The organism is Lactococcus sp. DD01, assembly GCF_001578715.1.
In the GTDB taxonomy this organism is placed as follows: Bacteria; Bacillota; Bacilli; order Lactobacillales; family Streptococcaceae; genus Lactococcus; species Lactococcus petauri.
This window is the reverse complement of sequence record NZ_KQ968941.1, coordinates 118,931-143,201: the sequence shown is the minus strand read 5'-3', so window position 1 is coordinate 143,201 and position 24,271 is coordinate 118,931. Positions and strand designations below refer to the sequence as shown.

The following is a 24,271-nucleotide window of genomic DNA, read 5'->3' as shown; positions in this document are numbered from 1 at the left end:
AGATAAGACCGATTGATGGTCTTATCTTTTTTTGTTAAAGTAAGGTAAATATGAAAAATACAAATCAACTTAAACAAGAGATAAAAACTTTTTTATTAGAAAAGAAATGTTATGCAACATATAATCATTGCATAACTGTTGGTGACTATGCTGAAGAAATAGGACATGAATTTCTATCTGCTATTTATCCCAATAATGAAAGAATTTTTGTAGCAGAAGATATGAAGATGGAGCTTTTTAAGGAAGAAAGACAATTTCCTCTGATTATTCATCAAAAAATATTAAGAATAATGGCCAAAGAGAATTTGGTATCCAAGACGAAAAAATTCTTTCAGCAATTTCTTGCCATACTACCTTGAAGAAAAAATTTTCAAAGGTTGATTTAGTTTTATTTGTGGCTGACAAAATAAGATGGGATCAAGAATGACAACCTTCTTATCTAAAGGAATCACTCAGGCGCTAAATTATTCTTTTGAAGCAGCAGCCTTTGCTTATATTGATTATATTTTGAAACACGATATAAAAGTTATTCATCCTTGGCTTTTAGAAGCTTATGAATTTTTAAATCTGAGAAGAATTAGTTAATGAAAAAACTTTATCTTTGGTGCATATTCCTTATATTTTTCGTGCTAATAAATAACTAAAAATACTTTTAGGGGGAGTACTTATGCTCTGGAGAATTTTAAACGAAGAAGATATGTCTCGGAAATATGATCAAGAAACGTCTTCAAAATACACAGCCTTTAATCAAGTCAATAATTATTTTATTGGAGCAATTAGTGGATTTGTGATAATAATCGCTCTCCCCTCATATATTTTCCTTTTTTACCCTGTTTACCTCATAATAACATTATCCTTAATGTTCAAGACTATAGGATAAGAAAAAAGAAACTTGAAAAATTATTAAAATAAAAAAGAATAAGCTTTTTAGGCTTATTCTTTTTTATTGGGGGAAATTATTGGACAATCAGAAGTCCATCTTTGACAGCCCAAGGTTCTTTTTCATTGATGTGGTCGTAGAACATTATACCATTTGTATGGTCGATCTCATGTTGGACACACATTGAAGGGAAATCTTTCAGACGAATCTTGTGTTTCTCACCATTTTTGTCATAGTATTCTACAGTTACACGCGCGTGACGGATAACCAGACCAGGGACTTCACGATCGACAGAAAGACAACCTTCACCAGACTCGATAGCTGCATCTTGAACAGAGTGACTTACAATTTTAGCATTATACATGATTTCTGCCAACTTATAAGCTTCTTTTGGCGCTACTTCATTGCCATTTTCATCTACTTCTGGATCGTTAGGGATAAGAACAGCGATAATTTTTTTGGCAATATCGAGTTGATTGGCTGCTAAACCAACACCTGGACGGAGCTGCATTTTTTCCGCCATTGCTGGATTTTGTGAATTACGGAGAAATTCCATCATTTTTTCGCCTAGAATGATATCTTCATCAGACAAGGGTAAGCTTACTTCATCAGCAACAGTACGTAGCGTTTCGTTTCCTTCACGGACAATATCGTCCATGCTAATCATATGACTTGCTTTGATTAATTTTTCTTGTACAGACATTTTTTTACTTCCTTGATATATTATTACTATTAGTTAATTATATCATAAATTTTCAGTCAAAAATGTTAAAATTGATTAAAGAGAAGGTTTATAAGGGGGCAGAAATGAAAACTTATAGAAAAAATACAGCAGCAATCATTTTGAATGCAGAAAATGAAATTTTACTCTTTCAACGTGCAGATTTGCCACAAATTTGGGGTTTCCCACAAGGAGGAATTGAGACAAGTGAAACCCCTGAACAAGCCGTGGTAAGAGAACTTGAAGAAGAGATTGGTACGCAAGATTTTGAAATTATAGGGAAATATCCAGAACTATTACGGTATGATTTTCCAGAAGGTATGACTTTTCCTGATTGGAGCTATGATGGACAAGAGCAACAGTATTTTCTTATCCGACTTTATCCCGAGGCTTCTATAAATGTAAAAACTGGTCATCCTGAGTTTATCAGTTATAAGGCTGTTCCTTTTGCAGATATTGATTTTAATACATTTAGTTTCAAAGCCGATGTATACCGAAAGGCCCTCACTTATTTTAAAAAAGAATTTAAGGAAATAAAATGATAGAACGTATAACAGATAATAAATTTGATCTGGTCAGCAAGTATGAACCAGCTGGAGATCAAGGACAAGCTATTGAGACGCTTGTAGAAAATATTGAAAATGGTGAAAAAGCGCAAATTTTACGAGGAGCTACTGGTACAGGTAAAACATATACCATGAGCCAAGTTATTGCGCGGACAAATAAACCTACCTTAGTTATGGCACATAATAAGACACTTGCGGGTCAGCTTTACAGTGAATTCAAAGAGTTTTTCCCTAATAATGCTGTCGAATATTTTGTCAGTTACTATGATTATTACCAACCTGAAGCTTATGTGCCTTCTTCAGATACTTATATTGAAAAAGACAGTTCTGTCAATGATGAGATTGATAAACTGCGTCATAGTGCAACAAGTTCCCTTTTAGAGCGCAATGATGTCATTGTTGTTGCTTCTGTTTCATGTATTTATGGTTTGGGTTCTCCTAAGGAATATCAAGATAGCGTCGTCAGCTTACGTCCTGGACTGGAAATCTCTCGTGATAAATTACTCAACGATTTAGTGGGCATCCAGTTTGAACGTAATGATATCGATTTTCAACGTGGTCGTTTTCGTGTACGTGGAGATGTTGTGGAAGTATTCCCAGCATCACGAGATGAGCATGCTTTTCGTGTTGAATTTTTTGGTGATGAAATTGACCGGATCCGTGAAATAGAAGCCCTGACAGGACAAGTTTTAGGCGAAGTAGACCATCTTGCTATATTCCCGGCTACTCACTTTATGACTAATGACGACCGTATGGAAGAGTCCATTGCCAAGATTGAAGCAGAACTTCAACAGCAATTAAAGGTCTTCCGTAGTGAAGGAAAGCTCCTTGAAGCGCAACGTTTGGAACAAAGAACCAACTACGATATTGAAATGCTACGTGAGATGGGCTATTGTAATGGTGTCGAAAACTACTCGCGTCATATGGACGGCCGTACCGAAGGGGAACCACCTTTCACTTTACTTGATTTCTTCCCTGATGATTTCATGATTATGATTGACGAAAGCCACATGACGATGGGACAAGTAAAGGGAATGTATAATGGTGACCGGGCGCGTAAAGATATGCTGGTCAATTATGGTTTCCGTCTGCCTTCAGCCTTGGATAACCGTCCGCTTCGTCGGGAAGAGTTTGAAAGTCATGTACATCAAATTGTCTATGTTTCTGCCACACCTGGTGACTATGAAATGGAGCAAACAGAGACAATCGTGGAGCAAATTATACGTCCTACAGGTCTTCTTGATCCTATCGTGGAAGTTCGGCCAATGATGGGGCAAATTGACGATCTCTTAGGAGAAATCAATGCGCGTGTTGAAAAAGATGAACGTGTTTTTGTAACAACCTTGACGAAAAAGATGGCTGAAGATTTAACTTCCTATTTCAAAGAAATGGGTGTAAAAGTTAAGTACATGCACAGTGATATCAAAACTTTGGAGCGAACAGAAATTATTCGTGACTTGAGATTGGGTGTTTTTGATGTATTAGTCGGTATTAATCTTTTACGTGAGGGGATTGATGTGCCAGAAGTTTCTCTGGTTGCTATTTTGGATGCGGATAAGGAAGGCTTCTTACGTAATGAGCGTGGCTTGATTCAAACCATCGGACGTGCTGCACGTAATTCTAATGGACGTGTCATCATGTATGGTGATAATATTACACAGTCTATGCAACGTGCAATGGATGAAACGAGTCGTCGTCGTGAAATTCAAATGGCATATAATGAAAAACATGGGATTGTGCCACAAACCATTAAGAAAGAAATTCGTGATCTGATTTCCATTACGAAACGTACCGAAAGCGGAGAAGTTGAAGAAGTTTCGGCTGAAGCAATGACGAAAAAAGAACGTAAAGCATTACTTAAAAAGCTGGAGAAAGAAATGGCCGAAGCTGCAGGAGCGCTTGACTTTGAATCAGCTGCGCAGTTACGAGACATGATTTTGGAAATTAAGGCTTTAGATTAAATAAAAAAAGAGCACCTGCTCTTTTTTTATTTTTCTTGTTCAGCGGCTTCATCCACGATGAAGGTAAACTCACAAGTTGTTACTTTCTTGCCATCAACATATGCGGCAGCATCAGCCTTACCTACTTTGCCACGGAATTTAGTGATTTCAAATTCGAGTTTCATTACATCACCAGGAACAACTTTTTGACGGAATTTAGCTTTGTCGATGCCACCAATATAGGCCATTTTTCCTTGGAATTCTTCTTTTTTAAGAATCAAGATTGAACCGGCTTGAGCTAAACTTTCCAAAATCAAAACGCCTGGGAAAGTTGGGTTGCCAGGGAAATGCCCATTAAAAACTTCTTCGTTAATTGTAACGTTTTTTGTTGCAAGAATCTTATTTTCTGAGATTTCGTCAACATAATCGATAAACATAATAGGATAACGGTTAGGAATAACTTCCATAACTTCTGTCGCTGTCATGGCATACTTTGAATTTGTCATATTAATAGTACCTCATATTTTATTTGTACTATCTCATTATATCACTATTTTTATTGTTTTATGTATAAAAACATTAAAATACTCCTTGGATTGCTACTATAGACCATGGAGAAATTCGATAGAGGTATAACTAGAGCCAAGCATGACAAATTTTTAGAATATTAAACTTAGATGTTTATTACTAGAAAAATTGAAGACACTAGTGCTATACTATTTGAGTAAAGATTACTTTAACATAAGCTCTATCTCTCAGCCACCCTTGGTTTGAGAGATTTTTTTATTCAGCTTGCTTTATAGCTTTGATAAAGCGGGCAGTAATCTCATGAGGACGTGTAATTGCTCCACCAACAACTTGAGCAAGCACACCAAGTTCCTGAATTTTTTTAGCCTGCTCGGGAATATGGATACCACCTTCAGCAATCACTGGAATATTGCTGTCCAAGAGTGACTGAATAAGCTCAATATCAGGTTGAGGTCGTTCTTTTGTTGCCTCAGTATAACCAGAAAGTGTGGTTCCGACAAAGTCACAACCAGCTTCATAGGCCGCTTTTCCAGCAGCAAAAGTATCAATATCTGCCATGAGCAATTGATGAGGATATTTTTCCTTCACCTGATAAACAAAATCTGCCATACTTAAACCATCATGACGTTCACGCAGTGTACAATCTAAGGCAATTACGGCGATATTAAGGCTAGCTAACTCATCAACTTCCTGCATAGTTGCAGTAATATAGGGTTCTTGTGGAGGATAATCACGTTTGATGAGGCCGATAATGGGCACATCAACAACCTCTTTAATTTCTTCAATGTCTCGTACAGAATTTGCTCGAATGCCTACAGCGCCCGCATTTTGGACACCTAAAGCGATAAGAGGCATAATTCCACCATCAATAGTATAAAGTGGTTCGCCTGGTAACGCTTGACAGGAAACAATCAGTCCACCGCGGACTTTTTCAATAAATTCTTGCTTATTCATAAAACCTCTCTTTCATTCTTAATTTTATTGTATCATCAAATTTAGGATTTTTAAAACGTTTTCTTTTAGATTGAAGAGGGAAACTTGACAATTACAGGCTTTTACATTACAATGTTTTATGTAGTAAGTATTTTGATATACTAAACTATTTACTTATATTTTTTAACTTATATTTTCTGAAATATATTTTTTTATTTTAAGGGGACTTATTTATATGTTTTTAGAAGGAAAAAAAATCGTCATTATGGGTGTGGCTAACAACAAGTCTATCGCTTGGGGTTGCGCTAAAGCTATGAAAGATCAAGGGGCGACCTTGATTTACACTTATCAAAATGAACGCATGGAAAAACAGCTTGCAAAGCTTGCTGGACCAGAAGATCTACTTATCGAATGTGATGTTGTATCTGACGAATCTATCCGTCGCGCATTTTCAACTATTGAAAGCCGCGTGGGCAAAATAGATGGTTTGGTACATGCCATTGCTTATTCAAAAAAAGAAGAACTTGATGGTAATGTATCTGATATCTCACGTGACGGCTATGCCCTTGCACAAGATATCTCAGCTTACTCATTGCTTGCTGTAGCAAAAGCTGCAAAACCTTTATTCAATGAAGGCTCTGGTATTGTTACTTTGAGCTATATGGGCTCTGTTCGTGCGATTCCTAACTACAATGTAATGGGTATTGCTAAAGCAGCTCTAGAAGCAAGTGTACGTTACTTGGCAGCAGAAATGGCACACGTTGGTGTTCATGTTAATGCTATTTCAGCGGGTGCAATCAAAACACTTGCGGTATCTGGTGTTGCAGGCTACAAAGATTTGATTAAAGAATCAAACAGCCGTACAGCTGACGGTAAGGGAGTAACAATCGAAGAAGTTGGACAAACCGCTGCCTTCCTCGTTAGTCCATTAGCTACAGGCGTCATTGGAGATGTGGTTTATGTGGATAAAGGTGTTCACTTGACATAAGCAAAAACAGAGAAATACTTGATAGGCTTTTGGCCTTATCAAGTATTTTTTTTATTTTTACAAATAAGAGTTGTTAACATATGTTGTTCATATTTTGCAGTATAAATTGTTGTAGCGATGTTACGCTTTTTCTTATATTATATTTCTTGTACATAAAATGTCGAAATGAAAGTGGCCACTAAATTTTTGACGAGAATAAAGAAAAGGAAAATTTAATAATGAAATTTGAATTTAAAAGTTTATCTACATATGAAGAAGATGCGACCCCTAACTTTATGGGCGGAGTAAACTACCACAGTCTAATCGAAGAATTTGACTCCATGGCCGAAGCTGTAAAATATGTGACTGATCATCACGGTTATTTGATTACAGATAATGGAAAATTTGCTTTTGAAGTAAGAAATATCTCCCTTATCAAATAACAAATAAAAAAGTATCTTCATAAGATACACATCAGTCGAGGAATAGAAAAAATCATGAAAAAAGAAAGTCTTTTTACAGCTACTTTCATTATTAATACACTTATTAGCTTTTTATTTTATATTGTTTTTTACGTTTTAACGTCATCTATAGGGACGTATGCGATGGAAGAACTCCATCAATCTACAGTAGTGAGCTTATCATTATCAAGTATCTTTGTTATCGGGGCGCTTATAGGGCGTGTATGGACCGGTATCGTTGTAACACGGATTGGGATGAAAAAGCTCCTTTATGTAGGTGGAATTATCTTTTTAGTTTTAACCTTGGGGTATTATGCAACGACTAATATACCTTTACTCTTTATTATACGTGTAATTCAAGGTATGGGATTTGGGATTGGAGCAACAGCTTCAGGAACGATTGCTGGACATATTGTTCCAGCTTCAAGACGAGGCGAAGGGATTGGCTATTATGCTTTGTCCGTTACGCTGGCTGCAGCTGTGGGACCTGCTTTAAGTATTTCCATTTATTCTTCTTCGTTAGGTTTTAATGGGCTTCTTGCTTTGGCACTTATCTTACTTATTTTAACTTTTGTTTTGATATTCTTTGTCCATGTAAAAGAACTCTCCGAAGAAGAAGTGCAGGAAGCATTACTTCACAGTCCAAAAGGCTTAGATAAATACATCGAAAAATCAGCCTTACCTATTTCTTTTGTGGCCTTTTTGGCAGGATTTATTGACTCCGCTATTTTAACAGGAATGGGGCCATTTACATCCTTCTTACATATTTCGACTGCTGGTTCATTATTCTTTACTTTATATGCTGTCTTGATTTTCTTATCACGCCCATTAACAGGACGCATGTTTGATACTAAAGGAGACAATTGGGTATTCCATCCTGTCTTTATCTTCTTTGCAATTTCAATGCTCTTCGTTGGTTTAGCAGGTTTCATGAGTCCAGGTGCTGGCTTTATCATGTTGCTTATTGCTGGAGGGACATTTGGTCTCGGTTATGGAGGAGTTGCACCTTTTGGTCAAGCTATTGCGATTCGTGAAGCACGTAAAGATCGTATAGGTGTTGCAACTTCAACTTTCTTTGGCTTTTTAGATTTGGGCGTTGGCGGCGGTCCGATTATCCTCGGAGCTATCATTCCAATGCTTGGAAAAGGTATGGTTGGATTCCGTAACCTGTATCTTTACAGTGCGCCAGCGGTTGTCATAGTATGGATTATCTATTATCTTGTGCATGGGAAAAAACAACACCAGACAAATGTTGCTTAAAAAATGGTATGAATGACATAGAATACGTAGTAGAGCTTTTAGAAGAAAAAATGTGAGTGTAGTTAGTCGTAGGAAACACAGCTATATCATGTATCAAGGCATTGAATCAGAGTATCTTTATGTTCTTAAAGAAGGTGTAGTAAAACTGAGCAGTATTTTGCGAAATGGTCGTGAGTTTAATATTACTTATGTTTGTGAACCAGATTTTGTTTCATTGCTTGAAGAAGAACAACTGGATGGAGTTTCAGCTCTCTTTAATGTGAGAATAGAGTCGGATGAGGCAACTTTTTATCGGGTGCCACGTAAAGTTTTTTGGGAATGGATTGATAAAGATATCAAGCTGTTTCGTATTGTGGATAATTTCTATCGTAAAAGATTAGTCATGATCTTAGAAGCCTTGCAAAAAATGACTGTAAACGGCAAAAAAGGCGCTGTATGCGCGTGTTTATATAATTTCATTGATTGCTTTGGTAAACAAAAAGCGGAAGGGATATTAATTGATTTTCCCGTAACCAATGAAGACATAGCAGGATTTTGTGGAATCTCAACACGAACCAGTGTCAACAGAATACTTCGTGAACTCCGGGAAGAAAAAATTATTGATATTGTTCAGCATAAGATTATGATTTGTGATCAATACAGCTTACAAAACTATATCAGCTAGAGTGAAGAACAGAGTTCAAAACCTCCAGAATCTTAAGGTTCTGGAGGTTTTTTTGGCTAGAATAAAAGAAGCAACATAAACTTGCTTCTTTAGAGTGTATTATTTACGCTTTTGCTTACCAGCATTACGTCCGTTATTGTTCTTCTTACGTGGTGCATCCAAATCTTTTAATCCTTGTTGTGTTGCAGATTTAGGAGTGACATCTTTTGGAAGATCAGCCATTTTTGGAGGATTATTTTTAAATTCTTCGTCAATTTTCTTACGCATGCGTGGTTTCATAACGTAAGTAATGATAATTTGTTGGATAACCATCACGATACCACCAACGGCCCAATAAAGAGCTACACCTGCAGGGGACATGAAACTGAAAACAATAATCATCACGGGACTCATAATGAGCATAGTCATACCTGTTTTCTTTTGTTCAGGTGTCATACTCTTGGTTGAAATCCAAGTTTGCAGGAAGTAGAAAACACCAGCAATTAGAGTGATTACAATACTTGAACGTCCGAGGTCAATTCCAAAGAAAGTTGCTGTTGAAATACCAGGAGTATAGGCTGCAGCATTATAGAGGGCAATGAAGAAAGGCCATTGGATAAGGAGGGGGAGACAACCCAATGAAGATAACATATTGATACCATTATCTTTTTGTGCTTTCATCAAAGCTTGTTGGGCAGCCATACGTTCTTCAGGTGTCGTTGCAGCTTTCAATCTTGCATTAAGTGGTTCAAACACTGGAGCCAAGTAAGCTGTTTTTTCTTGCATATAAGTGGACTTATAGGCTTGGTTGAGTCCCAATGGAAGGATAAGGAAACGGATAATCAGAGTGACTAAGACGATACCCCAACCATAACCAAGGTTCATGTTATTCGCAAACACATCGACAAAGGCTGACATTGGTTTAACAAGAATTTGGTAAGTCATACCATGTGTTGCAGCTTCGGTAGGGACACGCACACCATCAACAATATGGGTTTGGACACAGCCAGAGAGCAAGAGCAAACCAGCACTTGCTACACCTAAGAGGGACAATTTTTTGTTCAAATTTTTCAAAATAAATTCGCTTTCTATAAATAAACGGTCTGTTACCATTTTACAGGAAATTGCTTTATTTTTCAATAGGTCTATAGTCTGAAATAACCTATTTTAAAGGTTTGCAGCAGCTTATTTTTCTTGCTTGAAGATTAAAAAAGATTGAGTTTTTTATTATGTTGGTGATAAATAAAAAAGCTGTCTGTGACAGACAGCTTTTAGGACAATTTATCCGATAAATGTTGTGATTTCTTTTTCAAAATGATCAATTTTACTTTGTGCTTGTGCTTCTGTATCTGCTACAGCAGCCATATAGAATTTTATCTTAGGCTCTGTACCAGAAGGGCGAACAGCAATCCAGCTACCATCTTCTAAATGATATTTTAAAACATCAGAAGGAGGAGTTGTTAATTTTTCAACTTTGCCACTGTGTGATGTTGCAGTAAGTTCTTTGAAGTCTTCAGTCAAAAGAATTTCAAGACCGTCAAATTTTTCTGGTGCATTGTCACGGAATTTACCCATGATTTCAGAGATTTGTTCTTTACCAGTACTACCTTCAAGCGTAACTGAAAGTGTCTTTTCAACAAAGAAACCATATTCAGCATAGATATCTTGAATACCATCATAGAGTGTTTTACCTAAAGAACGGTAGTAAGCGGCAACTTCACAGATAAGGAGCATTGCTTGGATAGCATCTTTATCACGGACAAAAGGCTTGATGAGATAGCCAAAGCTTTCTTCAAAACCAAACATGTAAGTGTGTTCACCTGTAGTTTCCCAAGCATGAATTTTTTCGCCAATGAATTTGAACCCTGTGAGTACATTAAACATTTCCACGTTATAGCTTTCAGCAATATGACTGACTAACTCAGTAGAGACGATAGATTTAGCCATAGCCGCATTAGCCGGTAATGTGCCAGCTGTTTTATGTGCTTCGAGGATATATTTAGCTAAGACGGCGCCGATTTGGTTACCTGTCAAAGGTTGGTAGCTTCCATCTGGTAAGCGGACTTCGACACCGATACGGTCGGCATCTGGGTCAGTAGCAACCAACATGTCAGCTCCAACTTTACGGCCAAGTTCTTCAGACATAGTAAAAGCTGCTTGACTTTCTGGGTTAGGTGATTTTACAGTTGAAAAGTCGGGATCGGGGATAGCTTGCTCTTCTACAACAGCGATTTTTTCAAAACCAGCTGTGGCAAGAGCTCGACGTCCCAGCATTTCACCAGTCCCATGGAGAGGTGTGTAAACGATGTTAAGATCACGACCGTATTCGTTAATTAAATCATGATTGATTGTAACAGTTTCGATATTTTTAAGATATTTTGCATCAATATCTTCACCGATAATTTTGATCATACCATCCGCAATATATTTTTCCGTATCACCTAAAGTGATAGAGAAAATGTCGTCAATTTGTCGAATATATTCGGTCAAGGCTGCAGCATCTTCAGGCGGCATTTGACCACCGTCTTCGCCATAAACTTTGTATCCGTTATAAGGAGCAGGATTGTGGCTGGCTGTAATCATAACACCTGTGAGAGTATTCAATTCACGAATTGTAAAGCTCAAGGCTGGAGTGGGACGAAGACTGTCATAGACATAGCTTGGAATCCCATGGTCTGCTAGGATCGTTGCCGTTTCCATAGCGAATTCTTTAGAAAAGTGACGACTATCATAAGCAATAGCTACACCTCGTTTTTTCGCATCACCTTTGCTGTCCATCAGACGTGCAAGTCCTTCAGTTGTTAAGCGCACTGTGTAAATATTCATACGGTTTGTTCCAGCACCTAAAAGACCACGTTGACCAGCTGTACCGAACTCAAGATATGTATAGAATGCATCTTCCTTTGTTTTTTCGTCCATTGCAAGCAATTCTTTATGCAAGTCAGGCGTTAAGTCAGCATTTAACCATTGTTCGTAAATTTCATTGTATGACATTGTTTTCCTCCAAAGCCTTTGTTTTCAAGGCTTCAATTAGTTATTGTTTATTTTAAATCCTAATCAAAAATGAATTCGGTTTCAGATGTATTATATCATTTTTCATTTCTATTTTCCAAAAAATAAAAAACAGACCATGTGATGCCTGCTTTGTAATTTATCTTGATTTTTCTAAAGAAGGAACAATCGCTGCTGTTAAAATGACGGCAATAACAACTTCAGCAATGGAATTACTTGTAATAATCAGCTGAATAAGTCCTGCGAAAGTCATCCCTGTGTACTGACCAAAAAATAAAGTAATGAAACTTAAGACAAGTACTGTATTTGTAGCTGTACCTACAAAAGCAGCAATACCTGCACCTGTACGTGTTTTCATGGCTTTATAGATAAAATAAGGAAATACACCAATGAGGATCCGAGGGACAATAGTAACTACTAAAGCCCAGAGGGAACCATGATTTGTACCAGGAATGGGTTGAAGTGGGCTAAACACATAACTCAAAGGTGTAGTAAGGATTGTGGAGTTAATAACGCTGATAATTCCCATTACAAGCCCTAAGAAAGCACCCTTCCGTGCACCTAAGACAATGGAACCGATGATTACAGGAATATGCAAGAGTGTAGGCACAATAGGCAATGGCCACACGCTATAGACGATTTGGCTCAAAACTTGCACGACAACCATGATAGCAATAAAGATTGCAAGGATGGCAATATCGGATGCTTTTGATTTTTTCATGTTTTTAAATTTCCTCAATTTTAGTAGCTTGATCCAGCGTATCAACAATGGTATCAATATTTGCGAGTGCGCCTTCACCAAAGTCTCCACAAGCTAAGAGAGATTGTTTGGGTTGTATAACATTGTATCCTATTGATTTTAAAATATCAATATTTTTCATCGTTAAAGGATTGGCATACATATTAGTATTCATAGCAGGAGCAATATATTTGGTTTTGCTTGGATGTAGCGCAAGGGCTACAGAAGTTACAATATCAGAAGCGGCACCATGAGAAAGGCGACTTATGGTATCCGCTGTGGCAGGAGCAACAACAAAAATATCAGTGTGTTTTGCGATATCGATATGATTAACAACATCGGGATGTTCTTCATCCATAATATCAAGGTGTACTTTATTTTTAGATAAAACTTGCAAAGTTAAAGGTGTAATGAATTGTGTAGCTGCTTTTGTCATCAAAACAGTAACATTATGGTTCTTTTTGTTGAGCATTGAGACGATATCTGCAGCTTTGTAGGCTGCAATGCTGCCAGTAACAGCAAGAGTTATATTAGCCATGATGAGCCTCCTCGGATTTTTTTACAATTACTTGAGCAATTTGTGGTTTAGTTTGAAGCTGAGTAATATCCGCAGAACCACTAACTAAGAAGGCCAGATGGTTTTCTCCTTGGATATTAGCTAAATCATTTGCAATAATAAAATCAGCAGAAGTTTCTTTGAGTTTGCTTTGGGCAACCTCCAGCAAGTGCTCCTCACTGACGCCAGAAAGGAGTTTAAAGCCAAAAAGAAGAATTTCAGGTTTCCATTTTTTAATAAATGAAATAACTTTCGGTGTTTTTTCCAAGAGCATCATTTGGTAATCAGAATTTGAGGATATTTTTTTCTGTACTTCAGGGCGGAAATGAATGAGCTGTTCTTTTGTAAGTGGCTGTGGCAAGTCATCTACCCCAGTCATATAAACAGGACGATAATCAGAAACTGCCATACTGTGGACAACAACATCGACTGCTGGAAGAAATCTTTCTACATTATTTAGTAAATCTTGTGTATCGCCAATTGGGATAACAGTTAAATTTTCTTGTTCTGAGGGCAGCTGTGCAAAACGTCCAGCTAACAAAATAACCTGATGTCCGTGTGTCAAAAATTCTTCAGCAGTTAATTTTCCTAAACTACCTGTCGCGAAATTAGTGATACCGCGGACGGTATCAATGGACTCAGTGGTACCACCTGCTGTAATTAAAATCTTCATGGCTTTATTTTAACCTAAGTCTTTTCGCAATGCAAGAAGAGTATACCCCGCTAGGTAACAAAGCCGAGAAAGCGGTTGCAATAATTAGGGACATGAACTATAATTTAAAATGAAAAAGTCAAAAAGAAAAGAGAGCAATATGCTGACAGAAGAAATTAGAAATAGTTTTTTACAAGTTTTAGAAGAAGGTGTTAAGCCCGCTACAGGTTGTACAGAGCCTGTAGCTGTGGCCTATGCTGCTGCAGTATGCCGCATATATTTAGAAGGTCCCCATATCGATCGAATAAATATACGGGTGTCCGCTAATGTAATGAAAAATGCCTTGGCTGTAATTGTTCCTGGAACGAGAGAAGCTGGAGTAGAAGTAGCTGCAGCTGCTGGTGCCCTAGCAGGAAATGCTGAAGCTGGCTTAAAGGTAATTTCTGAACTCTCGCCAGATATAGTTCCAGAAATTATTAGCCTTGCTCGGTCAAACCAAGTAAAAGCTGAGGTTGCTTCTGTAGCAGATAAATTGTACGTTGAAGTTAGCATAGCTTCAGGGTGTGAAACAGTTACAGTTAAAATTGCAGGTGGGCACACTTCCATTTACTGGATACAAAAAAATAAAGAAGTGATTTTCAAAAAAGAAAAACTTCAATCTAATGAAGAAGCAAGTAGTGTTGAATTTTTAAAAAAGTGCAGTTTTGCGGAAATCTGGGATTTTGTAACTAGTCAAAATCTGGAAGATATTTTACCTTTAATAAAAGCACAAGAATTAAACATGACTTTGGCTTCAGAAGGTTTAAGCAATGATTATGGGATGGGGGTTGGAAAAGCATTACTTAACCACAGAAGCCTTTCAGATCTCAGACTTGAAGAGCAAATTGTTATTTGTACAGCTGCAGCTTCAGATGCACGTATGGGAGGCTGCCAGCATGCAGCAATGACAAATTCTGGCTCAGGAAATCAAGGAATTACAGCCACAGTTCCTGTTTGTGTCTTTGCGCAAAATAGGAGTGTGAGTGAAGAAAAACTTATCAGGGCATTAACTCTTTCACATCTTACAGCTCTTTATATTCACTCATTTTTACCTTTACTTTCTGCTTATTGTGCTACAGATTCGGCAGCAATGGGAGCAGCAGCCGGTTTAATTTATCTCGAATCAGAGGATGAAGAAAAAGCTGGGATGGCAATTAAGAACATGATTGGTGACGCAGTAGGAATGATTTGTGATGGTGCAGGTTTTTCTTGTGCACTAAAAGTAGTGAGCTCTGTATCCTCAATGTATCGTGCAGTACAGCTGGCTCAGTCAGGTGTGGTTATTCCAGCAACAAATGGGATTGTTTCAGGAGAGGTAGATGACTGTATCCGTGATTTAGGACTTTATGTTTCTAGCGGAATGCAGAATTCTGATCCTGTCATATTAGATATTATGATGCATAAGAAATAAAATCTAGAAAAAGAAAAAGCTTAGAGAAAACTCTCTAAGCTTTTTTCTTTATTGTTTAGGTTCACCGTGGGGATAAAAATTATCTTTTGCCATCTCATCATAGATGACATAAATAGCTTCACGAGGTGCTCCAGTATGTTTCATCACAGACTCTGTGATCTCTTTTGCTAAAGCTTTTTTGGCTTCAGCACTACGTCCTTCAACTAATTCAACATGTACAAATGGCATAGTAATCCTCCTTAGGATTGTTTAATATGCTTTTATTTTATCATTTTTTTTACAAATGAGCATCTTTTTAAATAGGGGTAACATAAGGATAAAAAAATAGTACACTTTCCAAGCTCATTTTTTTGATTTAATAATTTTTATAATTTATAATTATTCATATAATGTAATTTTGGGAAAAGTCACAACATTCTAATGTTTGTGATTTTGCTAATAAAATAGCTTGTTTCCACTTATTTCAGGGGAACTAGATATAGAGGAGGAGTTGAATAAAAAAAGGTTGTTGAATAAATATTGTTAAAATAGGAGGATATATTGTGAAAAATGAAAAATGGAAAAATTATTTAAAAAGTAGTCAATATATAAAAAACATTTATTATCAGCCGGTATATCAGGAAATGTACTTCTAGCAGGTGTCGTAGTAGCTGGGGCTTATACGCTATTCCCTAACCCTATCGTTGCCAATGCTGCGGTATTAGGAGTAGAAATCTTTGGGGATACCACCTCTTCAAACAACACGACTTCAAGTCTAGCTAACCCCTATCCAGAAGGGTCACAACAAAATGTAAACTTTACAATTTCAGGGAATTCTGCAGTAACTACGAATGTCTTATCTGGTACGCGATATGCAGTCATTGTTATTCCACCAGAACTACGGGGAACGATAACACCGGGACAGGCAACCGGAAGCACCAATGTCTCGGTTGATTTGACTAAAGTTCCACTAATAACAGGACTAGTGGGAACATTAAATAATACGTTGAGTGGTTTAACAAGTATTGTTGACACAGTGACGAGTACAGCAGGACTGAAGTTTGATACCTCGCGACTCTATGCTGATTTGAATTTATTGTCCAATGTAATGACCATTGATCAAGGCGCATGGTCACAAGCAGCAACTCTAAGCCCAGATGGCTCAATGATTATAGTTGATTTGGATAAAGGTTTGGGTCCAATTTTAGCTAATAATGTAATTAATATCTTGCAAGACTTAAAATTAGCGGTTAATGACCTCAATGTTACTGTTACAGCAAGTGATCCTTTGGGTACATTACACTTAACAGCTGCGACTCTTAAACTACAGCGTAACTTTACCGGGTTCAGTTGGCTCAAACGCTGATATCACAGCGACTGCAACTGATGCGGCCGGCAATGTGAGCGCACCAACACCCGGTAAAACGCCAGCCGATACGGATACTACAGCACCTGATGCTCCAACTATTACTAATGTGACAGGTAACTCTACAGATGGCTACACTGTCACAGGTACGGCTGAAGCGGGAGCTACGGTTGAAATCAAAGACTCTACCGGAACAGTCATTGGCTCTGCCACAGCGGATGGTTCTGGCAACTACAGCGTAACTTTACCGGGTTCAGTTGGCGCTAACGCCGATATTACAGTGACTGCGACAGATGCGGCAGGTAATGTAAGTACACCAACAGCCGGCAAAACGCCAGCGGATGCGGATACGACAGCACCTGATGCACCGACCATTACTAATGTGACAGGCAATTCCACAGATGGCTATGTCATCACTGGTACGGCTGAAGCGGGTTCGAAAGTAGAGATCAAAGATTCGACTGGCGCAGTCATTGGTTCTGCCACAGCAGATGGTTCCGGCAACTACAGCGTAACTTTACCGGGTTCAGTTGGCCCAAACGCTGATATCACCGCTACCGCAACCTATGCGGCCGGCAATGTAAGTGTACCAACAGCCGGCAAAACGCCAGCCGATGTGGATACGACAGCGCCTGATGCACCAGTCATTACCGGCATCACAGGAAACTCTACAGATGGTTACACTGTCACAGGTACGGCTGAAGCGGGATCTACGGTTGAAATCAAAGACTCTACCGGAACAGTCATTGGCACTGCCACAGCGGATGGTTCTGGCAACTACAGCGTAACTTTACCAGCTTCAGTTGGCCCAAATGCCGATATCACCGCTACCGCAACCGATGCGGCCGGCAATGTGAGCGCACCAACACCCGGTAAAACGCCAGCCGATACGGATACTACAGCACCTGATGCTCCAACTATTACTAATGTGACAGGTAACTCTACAGATGGCTACACTGTCACAGGTACGGCTGAAGCGGGAGCTACGGTGGAAATCAAAGATTCTACCGGAACAGTCATTGGCACTGCCACAGCGGATGGTTCTGGCAACTACAGCGTAACTTTACCAGCTTCAGTTGGCCCAAACGCTGATATCACAGCGACCGCAACCGATGCGGCCGGCAATGTGAGTGTACCAACAGCCGGCAAAACCCCAGCCGATGTGGATACGACAGCGCCTGATGCACCAGTCATTACCGGCATCACCGGCAATTCCACAGACGGTTACACTGTCACAGGTACGGCCGAAGCGGGTTCGAAAGTAGAAATTAAAGACTCCACTGGCGCAGTTATTGGCACTGCCACAGCGGATGGTTCCGGCAATTACAGCGTAACTCTACCGGGTTCAGTTGGACCAAACGCTGATATCACAGCGACAGCGACAGATGTGGCCGGCAATGTGAGTGCCCCAACCGCAGGTAAAACGCCAGAAGATCCTAAGGAACCTACAGATAGTACCGCACCGGATGCACCGACAATTACTGAAGTCACAGGAGATTCTACAAAGGGTTATGTCGTGACAGGTAAAGCCGAAGCTGGCTCTACTGTGAAGATTAAAAATGCGGCAGGTACTGTTATTGGCAGCGCCGTAGCAGATAGCTCTGGCAACTACAGCGTAACTTTACCAGCTTCAGTTGGACCAAACGCTAATATCACAGCTACCGCAACCGATGCGGCCGGCAATGTAAGTGCACCAACAGCCGGCAAAACGCCAGCAGATCCAAAGGATACTACAGCGCCAGATTCACCTCAGGTTACGGACGTCACTAAGAATCCTGACGGAGGCTATGATGTAGGTGGAACTGCAGAACCAGGTTCTACGGTTACGATTACGGATGGCAATGGTAATGTGGTTGGCAGTGGTAAAACAGATGATTCTGGGCACTTCCACATTACATTACCAGCTGGTAGTGTGAAACCAGGGGATGTTCTTAATATTACAGCAACAGATGCAGCAGGTAACGAGAGTGCGCCAAGCCATTTTCAAATCCCATCTAATGCCGTTGTACCAGTGACATTTGGTGGAAGTGGAGGTCAATATTCAAATGGCTTGCCAGCTTCTTATGCCAAGAGTGTAACTCTTCCTGCAACAGGGGAAAGTGACAACACCCTGCCAACAGTAATTGGTTTTAGCCTTTTAGCTTTTCTAAGCCTTTTACTTACAAATTTAAGAAGAAAAAAAGATGTTAACTAAGATATATCATAGTGGGAACTGAAGCGATTTATTTCTTTTTTCTTTTCAAAACCCTGGGTGAAAATCTGGGGTTTGTTTTTTTTATATTCTTGATAAAAACAATTTATTTTACTGTGGATAAAAATTAAATGTAGATAGACAAATTCTAATAATATGAATAAAAAGAAAGAAATTTTCTTATTCTGTAAGCATTAAATTATCTGAACGATATTAGAGAGTGTTATAATAGTGGTTGAGAAAGGAACTTATTTATGAGAAAATATTTTGCAGAATTTATCGGAACATTTGTTCTTGTATTTTTAGGTACAGGTACTGTAGCTATTGCTAATACTGGAGAAACCGCTATTGGTTACTTAGGCATTGGTTTAGCGTTTGGTTTAGCCGTAACGATTATGGCGTGCGCGGTAGGAGGTGTTTCAGGTGGACATTTTAATCCAGCTGTTTCCCTTGCTATGGTAATTAATAAGCGTTTGGCAATTAAAGATGGTGTTGCTTATGTAATTTCACAATTTGTAGGTGCACTTGCTGCTTCTGCAGTATTGTCAATTTTCATTAAAGCCTTGAACCTTCCTAAAGATGGTTTTGGACAAACAGACTTTCCAAATATTACAGCTGGAGAAGCTTTCTTATTTGAAGCTATTATTACCTTCTTATTTGTGTTTGTTATTTTGATGGTTACCAGTGAAAAATATGGGAATGCCGGCTTAGCCCCAATTGCTATTGGTTTAGCTTTAGCATTCTTGATTATTGTAGCTTTGAATTTAACAGGTGGATCATTGAATCCCGCACGTAGTTTTGGACCTGCTGTCTTTGCAGGCGGTTCGGCATTGTCACACTATTGGGTGTACTTATTGGCACCATTGGTAGGTGCGGCAATTGCTGCAGTAGCTGCTAAATTTATGGGTAGCGAAGATTAATTATAATAGAGTAGATTAGTAAGTCTGCTCTTTTTTGATGAAAATTTATCTTTTGAATTTAGAAATTGTGAGTAAAAAAGAAAAAATGCCTCGCTTTACGAGAGCATTTTTATTTTATGCTTGTCTATTTCGACGTAGCGAAAAAGCTACAAATGAGAGAATGAGTAGAACGAATCCAGAAAGGACAGAGGTAAGTCCATTGTCATCACCTGTTTTTGGTAAAGTATTACCAGATTGTTTTTCCCTTTTTCTGAATGATTTCCAGCGGGCATTGCAGGGCTATTTGACTTACTTGTTCTCGTTGTCTGTACGTCTGTCTTCGTGCTTTTCTTTTTCTCTGTTATCACGGGGTTTACTTTTTCAAACTGTGGCTGTTGAACATCTTCCACTTTTTTGGATTCATCAACAATGACTTCTTGACTAGGCACAACATGTACATCGACTTGATGCTTTTCTGCTGTTTGATTGGCCTCATTTTCTGTTATAGAAGAGTTTGCGTTCTCTGTTTCAACAGCAGGTATTTCTTCGAGCTGCTCTGATTCGTCTTGCACAACTTCTTGACTAGGCGCAACATGTACATCGACTTGATTTTTTTCCGCTGTTTGATTAGCCTCATTTTCTGTTACAGAAGAGTTTGCATTCTCTGTTTCAACAGCAGGTATTTCTTCGAGCTGCTCTGATTCGTCTTGCACAACTTCTTGACTAGGCGCAACATGTACATCGACTTGATGCTTTTCTGCTGTTTGATTGGCCTCATTTTCTGTTACAGAAGAGTTTGCGTTCTCTGTTTCAACAGCAGGTATTTCTTGGAGTTGCTCTGATTCGTCTTGCACAACTTCCTGACTAGGCGCAACATGTACATCGACTTGATGCTTTTCTGCTGTTTGATTGGTCTCATTTTCTGTTACAGAAGAGTTTGCATTTTCTGTTTCAACAGCAGGTATTTCTTCAAGCTCTTCAAAGTTGTTTTCAAGTGTTTCTTCAGTCGCTTCCTTGATTCCTTGTTCACCATTGGCATCACCATCTGCAAAAAGGTTTACAACATCGGAAGTTCCTTGATCTTGAATCGTTTCTTGACCATAGGGTTGGTAATTCACATTGCACGTGTTAGTAAAGGATCTGATAGTGTTATCAGTGATGATTGTGTTATACATGAAGCTAAAAGAGGCTAGGCGCGCATGTTCGCGTTTAATTGTAATGCTAAATGAGTCATCGGGAAGAATCTCTATGCTACCGTATCCTTTAGCTACAAACTCATCGCCGGTTATCTGGAAGTTTCCTAAATAATTTTCAATACTAACGCGAAATGATTGTGCATCAAGTTTTTGCCCAAGTCCATGCGTGTCAGTTAATACAATATCACTTGAGAGTTCTTCCTTTGTCATATTAGCATTAACAAACCAGCGGACTTTTCCTTTTTCGCCTAGCATGTCACCGCTCTTCCAAAAGAAAGGACGAGTTCCTATTTGCCCTGTATTTCCAGGGTCACCATGAATTGTAATTTCTTGGGCTGTTGCAGTGGTGCTTAAATTTGTTTTGATACTTGTATCGTTAGGATTTTTAGTTCTTGTTGCCTGTAATCCAAAATTAAAATAGCCTTTGACATGTTCAAGCTGATTAACTTTTTCATTAAAGGTGGCAATGACACGGTCTTTATATATGAGTGCTTCACCCAATTCACCTAAAGAAATTTTACGAGGAGAACCGTCGTTTTCTGTCATTCCTTGTAACTCGGTAGGAAGTGTGAAAGTAATCGTGTCACCAGCTTTTACCTTGAGGTTATCCTTGCTGCTGAACTCAACTCTGACAGAAGTCGTCTGACCTTGTGTCAGTTTAGTATTTGAAAATTTGAGACTATCGATAAAGTTGGTGTTGCTTAGTTCTGCAGCAGATGCATGTTTTGAATGGAGCATCAAACCTAAAAAAGCGGTAAAAAAAATGAGCAATATTTGTATTGTTCGTTTTATATAAGAGTATTTTTCCTTTTTGTTTTCTTTCTATTTTAAAAATTGACTTTTTCAGTCTGTTGAAAATTCTAACAAATTTATTTTATGAAAACAACTGTATTGACTTGAAGGAGCAAATATAATTAACAGAAAAACTTTTATTTTGATAAAATAGATGCAGAACACAGAGGAGTAAATAAAATGATAACAGCTATTGCAACAGATATGGACGGCACTTTTTTGGATGAAAAATCGACTTATGATAAAAAGTACTTCTCTACTCTCCAACAGAAAATGAATGCCAAGGGAATCCGCTTCATTGTGGCCAGTGGCAATCAATACTTCAAGTTAAAGTCTTATTTTTCAGATACGAAAGATATTATTTTTATCTCTGAAAATGGTGGGATTATCACAATCAATGATGAGATGGAAATGGTCGCAAGTTTTGATGCAAAAGAGGTAAGTCAAGTTCTAAAGTTACTTGAAGAACTCGAGATTCCTGTTGTTGTGTGTGGTGCCAAGAGTGCCTATACCTTAGAGAGTGTTTCAGAAGAGTTTGAAACTTTCGCCCATAAATATTACGAAAAACTGGAACTTATCTCCTCTTTTGATAAGTTACCCGATGATACAGTAGTTAAATTTGCTACAATTATCCCGGAAGCAGAATTAGCTGCTGTCACGGCAAGATTGAATAGTCGTTTTAAAAAAGGAATAAAAGCGGTAACGAGTGGGAATATCTATCTGGATATTGTCCTTGAAGGCAGTAATAAGGGAGCAGCTATTGAGAGAGTTTTGCAAGAACTTGCACTTTCGCCGCAACATTTAGCGGCTTTTGGAGACGCCAATAATGATCTCGAAATGTTGCAAATGGCTGGTTATTCTTATGCCGTAGCCAATGCTAATGCTCAAGCGAAGGCCAAGGCAAAGAAGGTTATAGGCAGTAATAGGGAAAAAGCCGTGCTGGCAGAGATTGATAAAATTATGCAGTGAAAGTAGGAAAAAAGTACAACTTCGAATGCGTACTTTTTTATTTTATGCTTTTTAAACTAAAAAATTAAGAAAGTATTAAGAAATCAAGCTAAAATTTGTTAATAACTTTCTGTTATACTGAGGGCATCAAGTAGAAATGAGGGAAAAGATGAAGCATACCGTTCTAATTGTGGATGATGAAAAAGAGATACGTGAAGCGATTGCACTTTATCTAAATAATGAGGGGATACATGGGATTCAGGCAAAGGATGGTGTTGAAGCACTGGAAATTCTTGATAACGAAGAAGTTCATTTAATTATTATGGATATCATGATGCCCAAGCTCGATGGTATCGCAGCCACTTTTAAGATACGCCAATCACAACAGATTCCTATTTTGATGCTGAGTGCTAAAAGTGAAGATACAGATAAAATTTGGGGCCTACAAATTGGGGCGGATGATTATCTGACAAAGCCCTTTAATCCTTTAGAATTAATCGCTCGTGTCAAGTCACAGCTACGCAGATATACCTCCTTAGGGAGCTATGAAAAAGCAGAAAGTACCATCCAGCTTCATGGCTTGACTATTGATCAAGACGGTAAGGAAGTACGAGTAGACGGGGAACTGATAAAATTAACACCCACAGAATTCAAAATTACAGAATTATTGGCTTGTAATGCTGGAAAAGTTTTCTCTATTAAGGAAATCTATGAACGTGTCTGGCAAGAGCCGGGATTTAATGCTGAAAATACTGTAGCTGTACATATAAGAAAAATCCGTGAAAAAATAGAAGTAAATCCAAAAAATCCAAAATATTTAAAGGTGGTGTGGGGCATTGGCTACAAAATGGAAAAATAAATTCGCTGTGAGTATTGGACTAGCTTTGCTACTTTTGGGAGTGAACAGTTTAGTTTTTACAGCCTTGAATGTTTCTCATGATTTAAGAACACCTTTGACTTCAATCATTACTTCTGTTGATTTATTGCGGAATGCCGATCTGTCCCAAGAAGAAAAGAATAAGTATGTTGCAGTTATCGATCAAAAATCAAAGCGTTTAAAAGTTCTCATCGATGATCTTTTTGAGGTTTCCAAAATGGCCAGTGGTAATATTGATTTGAAAAAAAGTAGAATTGATCTTGTGCAATTGCTCGATCAATCACTGGCTGAACTTTCTGAGAAAATCGAAGATTCCTCCCTCAAGTTTGTTACGCAAACGGATAAGGAACTCTTGGCTTTAGTGGATGGGGATAAGATGTGGCGCGTTTTCGAAAATTTAATCCATAACATCTTGAAATACTCTATGGAAAACACTAGGGTTTATATTTCAGGACATAAAAGTGAAAATGGCACAATTGAATTGGTCTTTAAAAATATTTCGCGAGAAGAACTCGGAGAAAATAGTCAAGAATTGTCGCAGCGTTTCAAAAGAGGCGATTTATCGAGGAACACAACAGGTTCAGGCTTGGGGCTAGCTATAGCTCAGTCGATTGTGGAAGCACATGAGGGACGTTTCCTTTTAGAAACAGATGGAGATTTGTTTAAAGTAACTTTGTCCTTTCCGAGTTTAGAGCTTGAATAAAATAAAAAAAGC

Annotated in this window: 19 protein-coding genes and 5 pseudogenes; 13 read left to right on the top strand and 11 right to left on the bottom strand. The window is 38.4% G+C overall.

The genetic code is table 11. The annotated features are described in order from the left end of the window. Positions 1-50 precede the first annotated feature (50 nt). Positions 51-585: pseudogene (locus LACDD01_RS09650) on the top strand (HD domain-containing protein). Between the two features lie 371 nt (positions 586-956). On the opposite strand, the gene def reads toward LACDD01_RS09650, so the two are convergent. Continuing rightward, on the bottom strand, positions 957-1,583 hold the full coding sequence (gene def / locus LACDD01_RS09640; protein ID WP_017370260.1) for a peptide deformylase: 627 nt from the start codon (positions 1,581-1,583) through the stop codon (positions 957-959). Positions 1,584-1,687: 104 nt separating this feature from the next. Between def and LACDD01_RS09635 the strand changes: the two genes are divergently transcribed. Next, positions 1,688-2,143 carry an RNA pyrophosphohydrolase gene (locus tag LACDD01_RS09635; RefSeq protein ID WP_061414795.1) on the top strand — a complete coding sequence of 152 codons (456 nt, stop codon included), beginning with the start codon at positions 1,688-1,690 and terminating at the stop codon, positions 2,141-2,143. Next, positions 2,140-4,128, top strand: coding sequence for an excinuclease ABC subunit UvrB (uvrB, locus tag LACDD01_RS09630; RefSeq protein ID WP_061414792.1), 1,989 nt, complete (start codon positions 2,140-2,142; stop codon positions 4,126-4,128). Before LACDD01_RS09635 ends, uvrB begins: the two co-directional genes overlap by 4 nt. A 26-nt stretch (positions 4,129-4,154) precedes the next feature. On the opposite strand, the gene fabZ is transcribed toward uvrB, so the two are convergent. Then, positions 4,155-4,613 (bottom strand): 3-hydroxyacyl-ACP dehydratase FabZ, encoded by a 459-nt coding sequence (gene fabZ / locus LACDD01_RS09625; protein WP_003134189.1) that lies wholly within the window; start codon positions 4,611-4,613, stop codon positions 4,155-4,157. A 277-nt stretch (positions 4,614-4,890) separates the two neighbouring features. Next, positions 4,891-5,589 (bottom strand): N-acetylmannosamine-6-phosphate 2-epimerase, encoded by a 699-nt coding sequence (locus tag LACDD01_RS09620; protein ID WP_019299660.1) that lies wholly within the window; start codon positions 5,587-5,589, stop codon positions 4,891-4,893. A gap of 214 nt (positions 5,590-5,803) precedes the next feature. Between LACDD01_RS09620 and fabI the strand changes: the two genes are divergently transcribed. The 4 genes and pseudogenes from fabI (at position 5,804) to LACDD01_RS09600 (ending at position 8,920) form a co-directional block, all read left to right on the top strand. Next, positions 5,804-6,556: an enoyl-ACP reductase FabI gene (gene fabI / locus LACDD01_RS09615; RefSeq protein ID WP_003134186.1), complete on the top strand. Its 753-nt coding sequence runs from the start codon at positions 5,804-5,806 to the stop codon at positions 6,554-6,556. Between the two features lie 218 nt (positions 6,557-6,774). After that, positions 6,775-6,978 (top strand): hypothetical protein, encoded by a 204-nt coding sequence (locus tag LACDD01_RS09610; RefSeq protein ID WP_003134184.1) that lies wholly within the window; start codon positions 6,775-6,777, stop codon positions 6,976-6,978. A gap of 54 nt (positions 6,979-7,032) precedes the next feature. After that, positions 7,033-8,256 carry an MFS transporter gene (locus LACDD01_RS09605; RefSeq protein ID WP_019299659.1) on the top strand — a complete coding sequence of 408 codons (1,224 nt, stop codon included), beginning with the start codon at positions 7,033-7,035 and terminating at the stop codon, positions 8,254-8,256. An 8-nt stretch (positions 8,257-8,264) separates the two neighbouring features. Continuing rightward, positions 8,265-8,920: pseudogene (locus LACDD01_RS09600) on the top strand (Crp/Fnr family transcriptional regulator). A 99-nt stretch (positions 8,921-9,019) separates the two neighbouring features. Here the strand turns inward: LACDD01_RS09600 and yidC are convergent. From yidC to LACDD01_RS09575, 5 genes are all read right to left on the bottom strand, one after another. Next, positions 9,020-9,973: a membrane protein insertase YidC gene (gene yidC / locus LACDD01_RS09595; protein WP_003134180.1), complete on the bottom strand. Its 954-nt coding sequence runs from the start codon at positions 9,971-9,973 to the stop codon at positions 9,020-9,022. Positions 9,974-10,180: 207 nt separating this feature from the next. Then, positions 10,181-11,893: a phospho-sugar mutase gene (locus LACDD01_RS09590; protein WP_061414787.1), complete on the bottom strand. Its 1,713-nt coding sequence runs from the start codon at positions 11,891-11,893 to the stop codon at positions 10,181-10,183. Positions 11,894-12,050: 157 nt separating this feature from the next. Further along, positions 12,051-12,632 carry an ECF transporter S component gene (locus tag LACDD01_RS09585; RefSeq protein WP_061414784.1) on the bottom strand — a complete coding sequence of 194 codons (582 nt, stop codon included), beginning with the start codon at positions 12,630-12,632 and terminating at the stop codon, positions 12,051-12,053. 4 nt (positions 12,633-12,636) lie between these two features. Continuing rightward, positions 12,637-13,188, bottom strand: a complete 552-nt coding sequence (gene coaC, locus LACDD01_RS09580) for a phosphopantothenoylcysteine decarboxylase (protein ID WP_019292961.1) — start codon at positions 13,186-13,188, stop codon at positions 12,637-12,639. Beyond that, positions 13,181-13,879 carry a phosphopantothenate--cysteine ligase gene (locus LACDD01_RS09575; RefSeq protein WP_061414781.1) on the bottom strand — a complete coding sequence of 233 codons (699 nt, stop codon included), beginning with the start codon at positions 13,877-13,879 and terminating at the stop codon, positions 13,181-13,183. Before LACDD01_RS09575 ends, coaC begins: the two co-directional genes overlap by 8 nt. A gap of 139 nt (positions 13,880-14,018) precedes the next feature. On the opposite strand from LACDD01_RS09575, the gene LACDD01_RS09570 reads away from it, so the two are divergent. After that, positions 14,019-15,308, top strand: a complete 1,290-nt coding sequence (locus LACDD01_RS09570) for an L-cysteine desulfidase family protein (RefSeq protein ID WP_061414778.1) — start codon at positions 14,019-14,021, stop codon at positions 15,306-15,308. Between the two features lie 48 nt (positions 15,309-15,356). On the opposite strand, the gene LACDD01_RS09565 is transcribed toward LACDD01_RS09570, so the two are convergent. Beyond that, positions 15,357-15,536 (bottom strand): 2-hydroxymuconate tautomerase, encoded by a 180-nt coding sequence (locus LACDD01_RS09565; protein ID WP_014025285.1) that lies wholly within the window; start codon positions 15,534-15,536, stop codon positions 15,357-15,359. A 314-nt stretch (positions 15,537-15,850) separates the two neighbouring features. Here LACDD01_RS09565 and LACDD01_RS11890 point away from each other — a divergent pair. Both LACDD01_RS11890 and LACDD01_RS09550 read left to right on the top strand, forming a co-directional pair. Further along, positions 15,851-18,847: pseudogene (locus tag LACDD01_RS11890) on the top strand (Ig-like domain-containing protein). Positions 18,848-19,098: 251 nt separating this feature from the next. After that, positions 19,099-19,764, top strand: coding sequence for an MIP/aquaporin family protein (locus tag LACDD01_RS09550; protein WP_019293817.1), 666 nt, complete (start codon positions 19,099-19,101; stop codon positions 19,762-19,764). Between the two features lie 114 nt (positions 19,765-19,878). On the opposite strand, the pseudogene LACDD01_RS12665 reads toward LACDD01_RS09550, so the two are convergent. Both LACDD01_RS12665 and LACDD01_RS09545 read right to left on the bottom strand, forming a co-directional pair. Then, positions 19,879-19,953 (bottom strand): annotated as a pseudogene (locus LACDD01_RS12665) (hypothetical protein); the annotation flags it as partial. 269 nt (positions 19,954-20,222) lie between these two features. Then, positions 20,223-21,677: pseudogene (locus LACDD01_RS09545) on the bottom strand (collagen binding domain-containing protein); the annotation flags it as partial. A 234-nt stretch (positions 21,678-21,911) separates the two neighbouring features. Here LACDD01_RS09545 and LACDD01_RS09540 point away from each other — a divergent pair. From LACDD01_RS09540 to LACDD01_RS09530, 3 genes are all read left to right on the top strand, one after another. Then, complete coding sequence (locus LACDD01_RS09540; RefSeq protein WP_061414772.1) at positions 21,912-22,700, top strand: Cof-type HAD-IIB family hydrolase; 789 nt, start codon at positions 21,912-21,914, stop codon at positions 22,698-22,700. Between the two features lie 148 nt (positions 22,701-22,848). Further along, the gene (locus LACDD01_RS09535; RefSeq protein ID WP_061414770.1) at positions 22,849-23,538 is read left to right on the top strand and encodes a response regulator transcription factor; all 690 of its coding nucleotides are present in this window, start codon (positions 22,849-22,851) and stop codon (positions 23,536-23,538) included. Next, positions 23,516-24,259, top strand: coding sequence for a sensor histidine kinase (locus LACDD01_RS09530; protein ID WP_231863425.1), 744 nt, complete (start codon positions 23,516-23,518; stop codon positions 24,257-24,259). Before LACDD01_RS09535 ends, LACDD01_RS09530 begins: the two co-directional genes overlap by 23 nt. The last annotated feature ends 12 nt before the right edge of the window (positions 24,260-24,271 follow it).

What these genes read in the sequence shown, in the direction of transcription:
- def (WP_017370260.1), bottom strand. Translation starts at nt 1,583, where the DNA reads ATGTCTGTACAAGAAAAATTAATCAAAGCAAGTCATATGATTAGCATG.
- LACDD01_RS09635 (WP_061414795.1), top strand. Translation starts at nt 1,688, where the DNA reads ATGAAAACTTATAGAAAAAATACAGCAGCAATCATTTTGAATGCAGAA.
- uvrB (WP_061414792.1), top strand. Translation starts at nt 2,140, where the DNA reads ATGATAGAACGTATAACAGATAATAAATTTGATCTGGTCAGCAAGTAT.
- fabZ (WP_003134189.1), bottom strand. Translation starts at nt 4,613, where the DNA reads ATGACAAATTCAAAGTATGCCATGACAGCGACAGAAGTTATGGAAGTT.
- LACDD01_RS09620 (WP_019299660.1), bottom strand. Translation starts at nt 5,589, where the DNA reads ATGAATAAGCAAGAATTTATTGAAAAAGTCCGCGGTGGACTGATTGTT.
- fabI (WP_003134186.1), top strand. Translation starts at nt 5,804, where the DNA reads ATGTTTTTAGAAGGAAAAAAAATCGTCATTATGGGTGTGGCTAACAAC.
- LACDD01_RS09610 (WP_003134184.1), top strand. Translation starts at nt 6,775, where the DNA reads ATGAAATTTGAATTTAAAAGTTTATCTACATATGAAGAAGATGCGACC.
- LACDD01_RS09605 (WP_019299659.1), top strand. Translation starts at nt 7,033, where the DNA reads ATGAAAAAAGAAAGTCTTTTTACAGCTACTTTCATTATTAATACACTT.
- LACDD01_RS09590 (WP_061414787.1), bottom strand. Translation starts at nt 11,893, where the DNA reads ATGTCATACAATGAAATTTACGAACAATGGTTAAATGCTGACTTAACG.
- LACDD01_RS09585 (WP_061414784.1), bottom strand. Translation starts at nt 12,632, where the DNA reads ATGAAAAAATCAAAAGCATCCGATATTGCCATCCTTGCAATCTTTATT.
- coaC (WP_019292961.1), bottom strand. Translation starts at nt 13,188, where the DNA reads ATGGCTAATATAACTCTTGCTGTTACTGGCAGCATTGCAGCCTACAAA.
- LACDD01_RS09575 (WP_061414781.1), bottom strand. Translation starts at nt 13,879, where the DNA reads ATGAAGATTTTAATTACAGCAGGTGGTACCACTGAGTCCATTGATACC.
- LACDD01_RS09570 (WP_061414778.1), top strand. Translation starts at nt 14,019, where the DNA reads ATGCTGACAGAAGAAATTAGAAATAGTTTTTTACAAGTTTTAGAAGAA.
- LACDD01_RS09565 (WP_014025285.1), bottom strand. Translation starts at nt 15,536, where the DNA reads ATGCCATTTGTACATGTTGAATTAGTTGAAGGACGTAGTGCTGAAGCC.
- LACDD01_RS09550 (WP_019293817.1), top strand. Translation starts at nt 19,099, where the DNA reads ATGAGAAAATATTTTGCAGAATTTATCGGAACATTTGTTCTTGTATTT.
- LACDD01_RS09540 (WP_061414772.1), top strand. Translation starts at nt 21,912, where the DNA reads ATGATAACAGCTATTGCAACAGATATGGACGGCACTTTTTTGGATGAA.
- LACDD01_RS09535 (WP_061414770.1), top strand. Translation starts at nt 22,849, where the DNA reads ATGAAGCATACCGTTCTAATTGTGGATGATGAAAAAGAGATACGTGAA.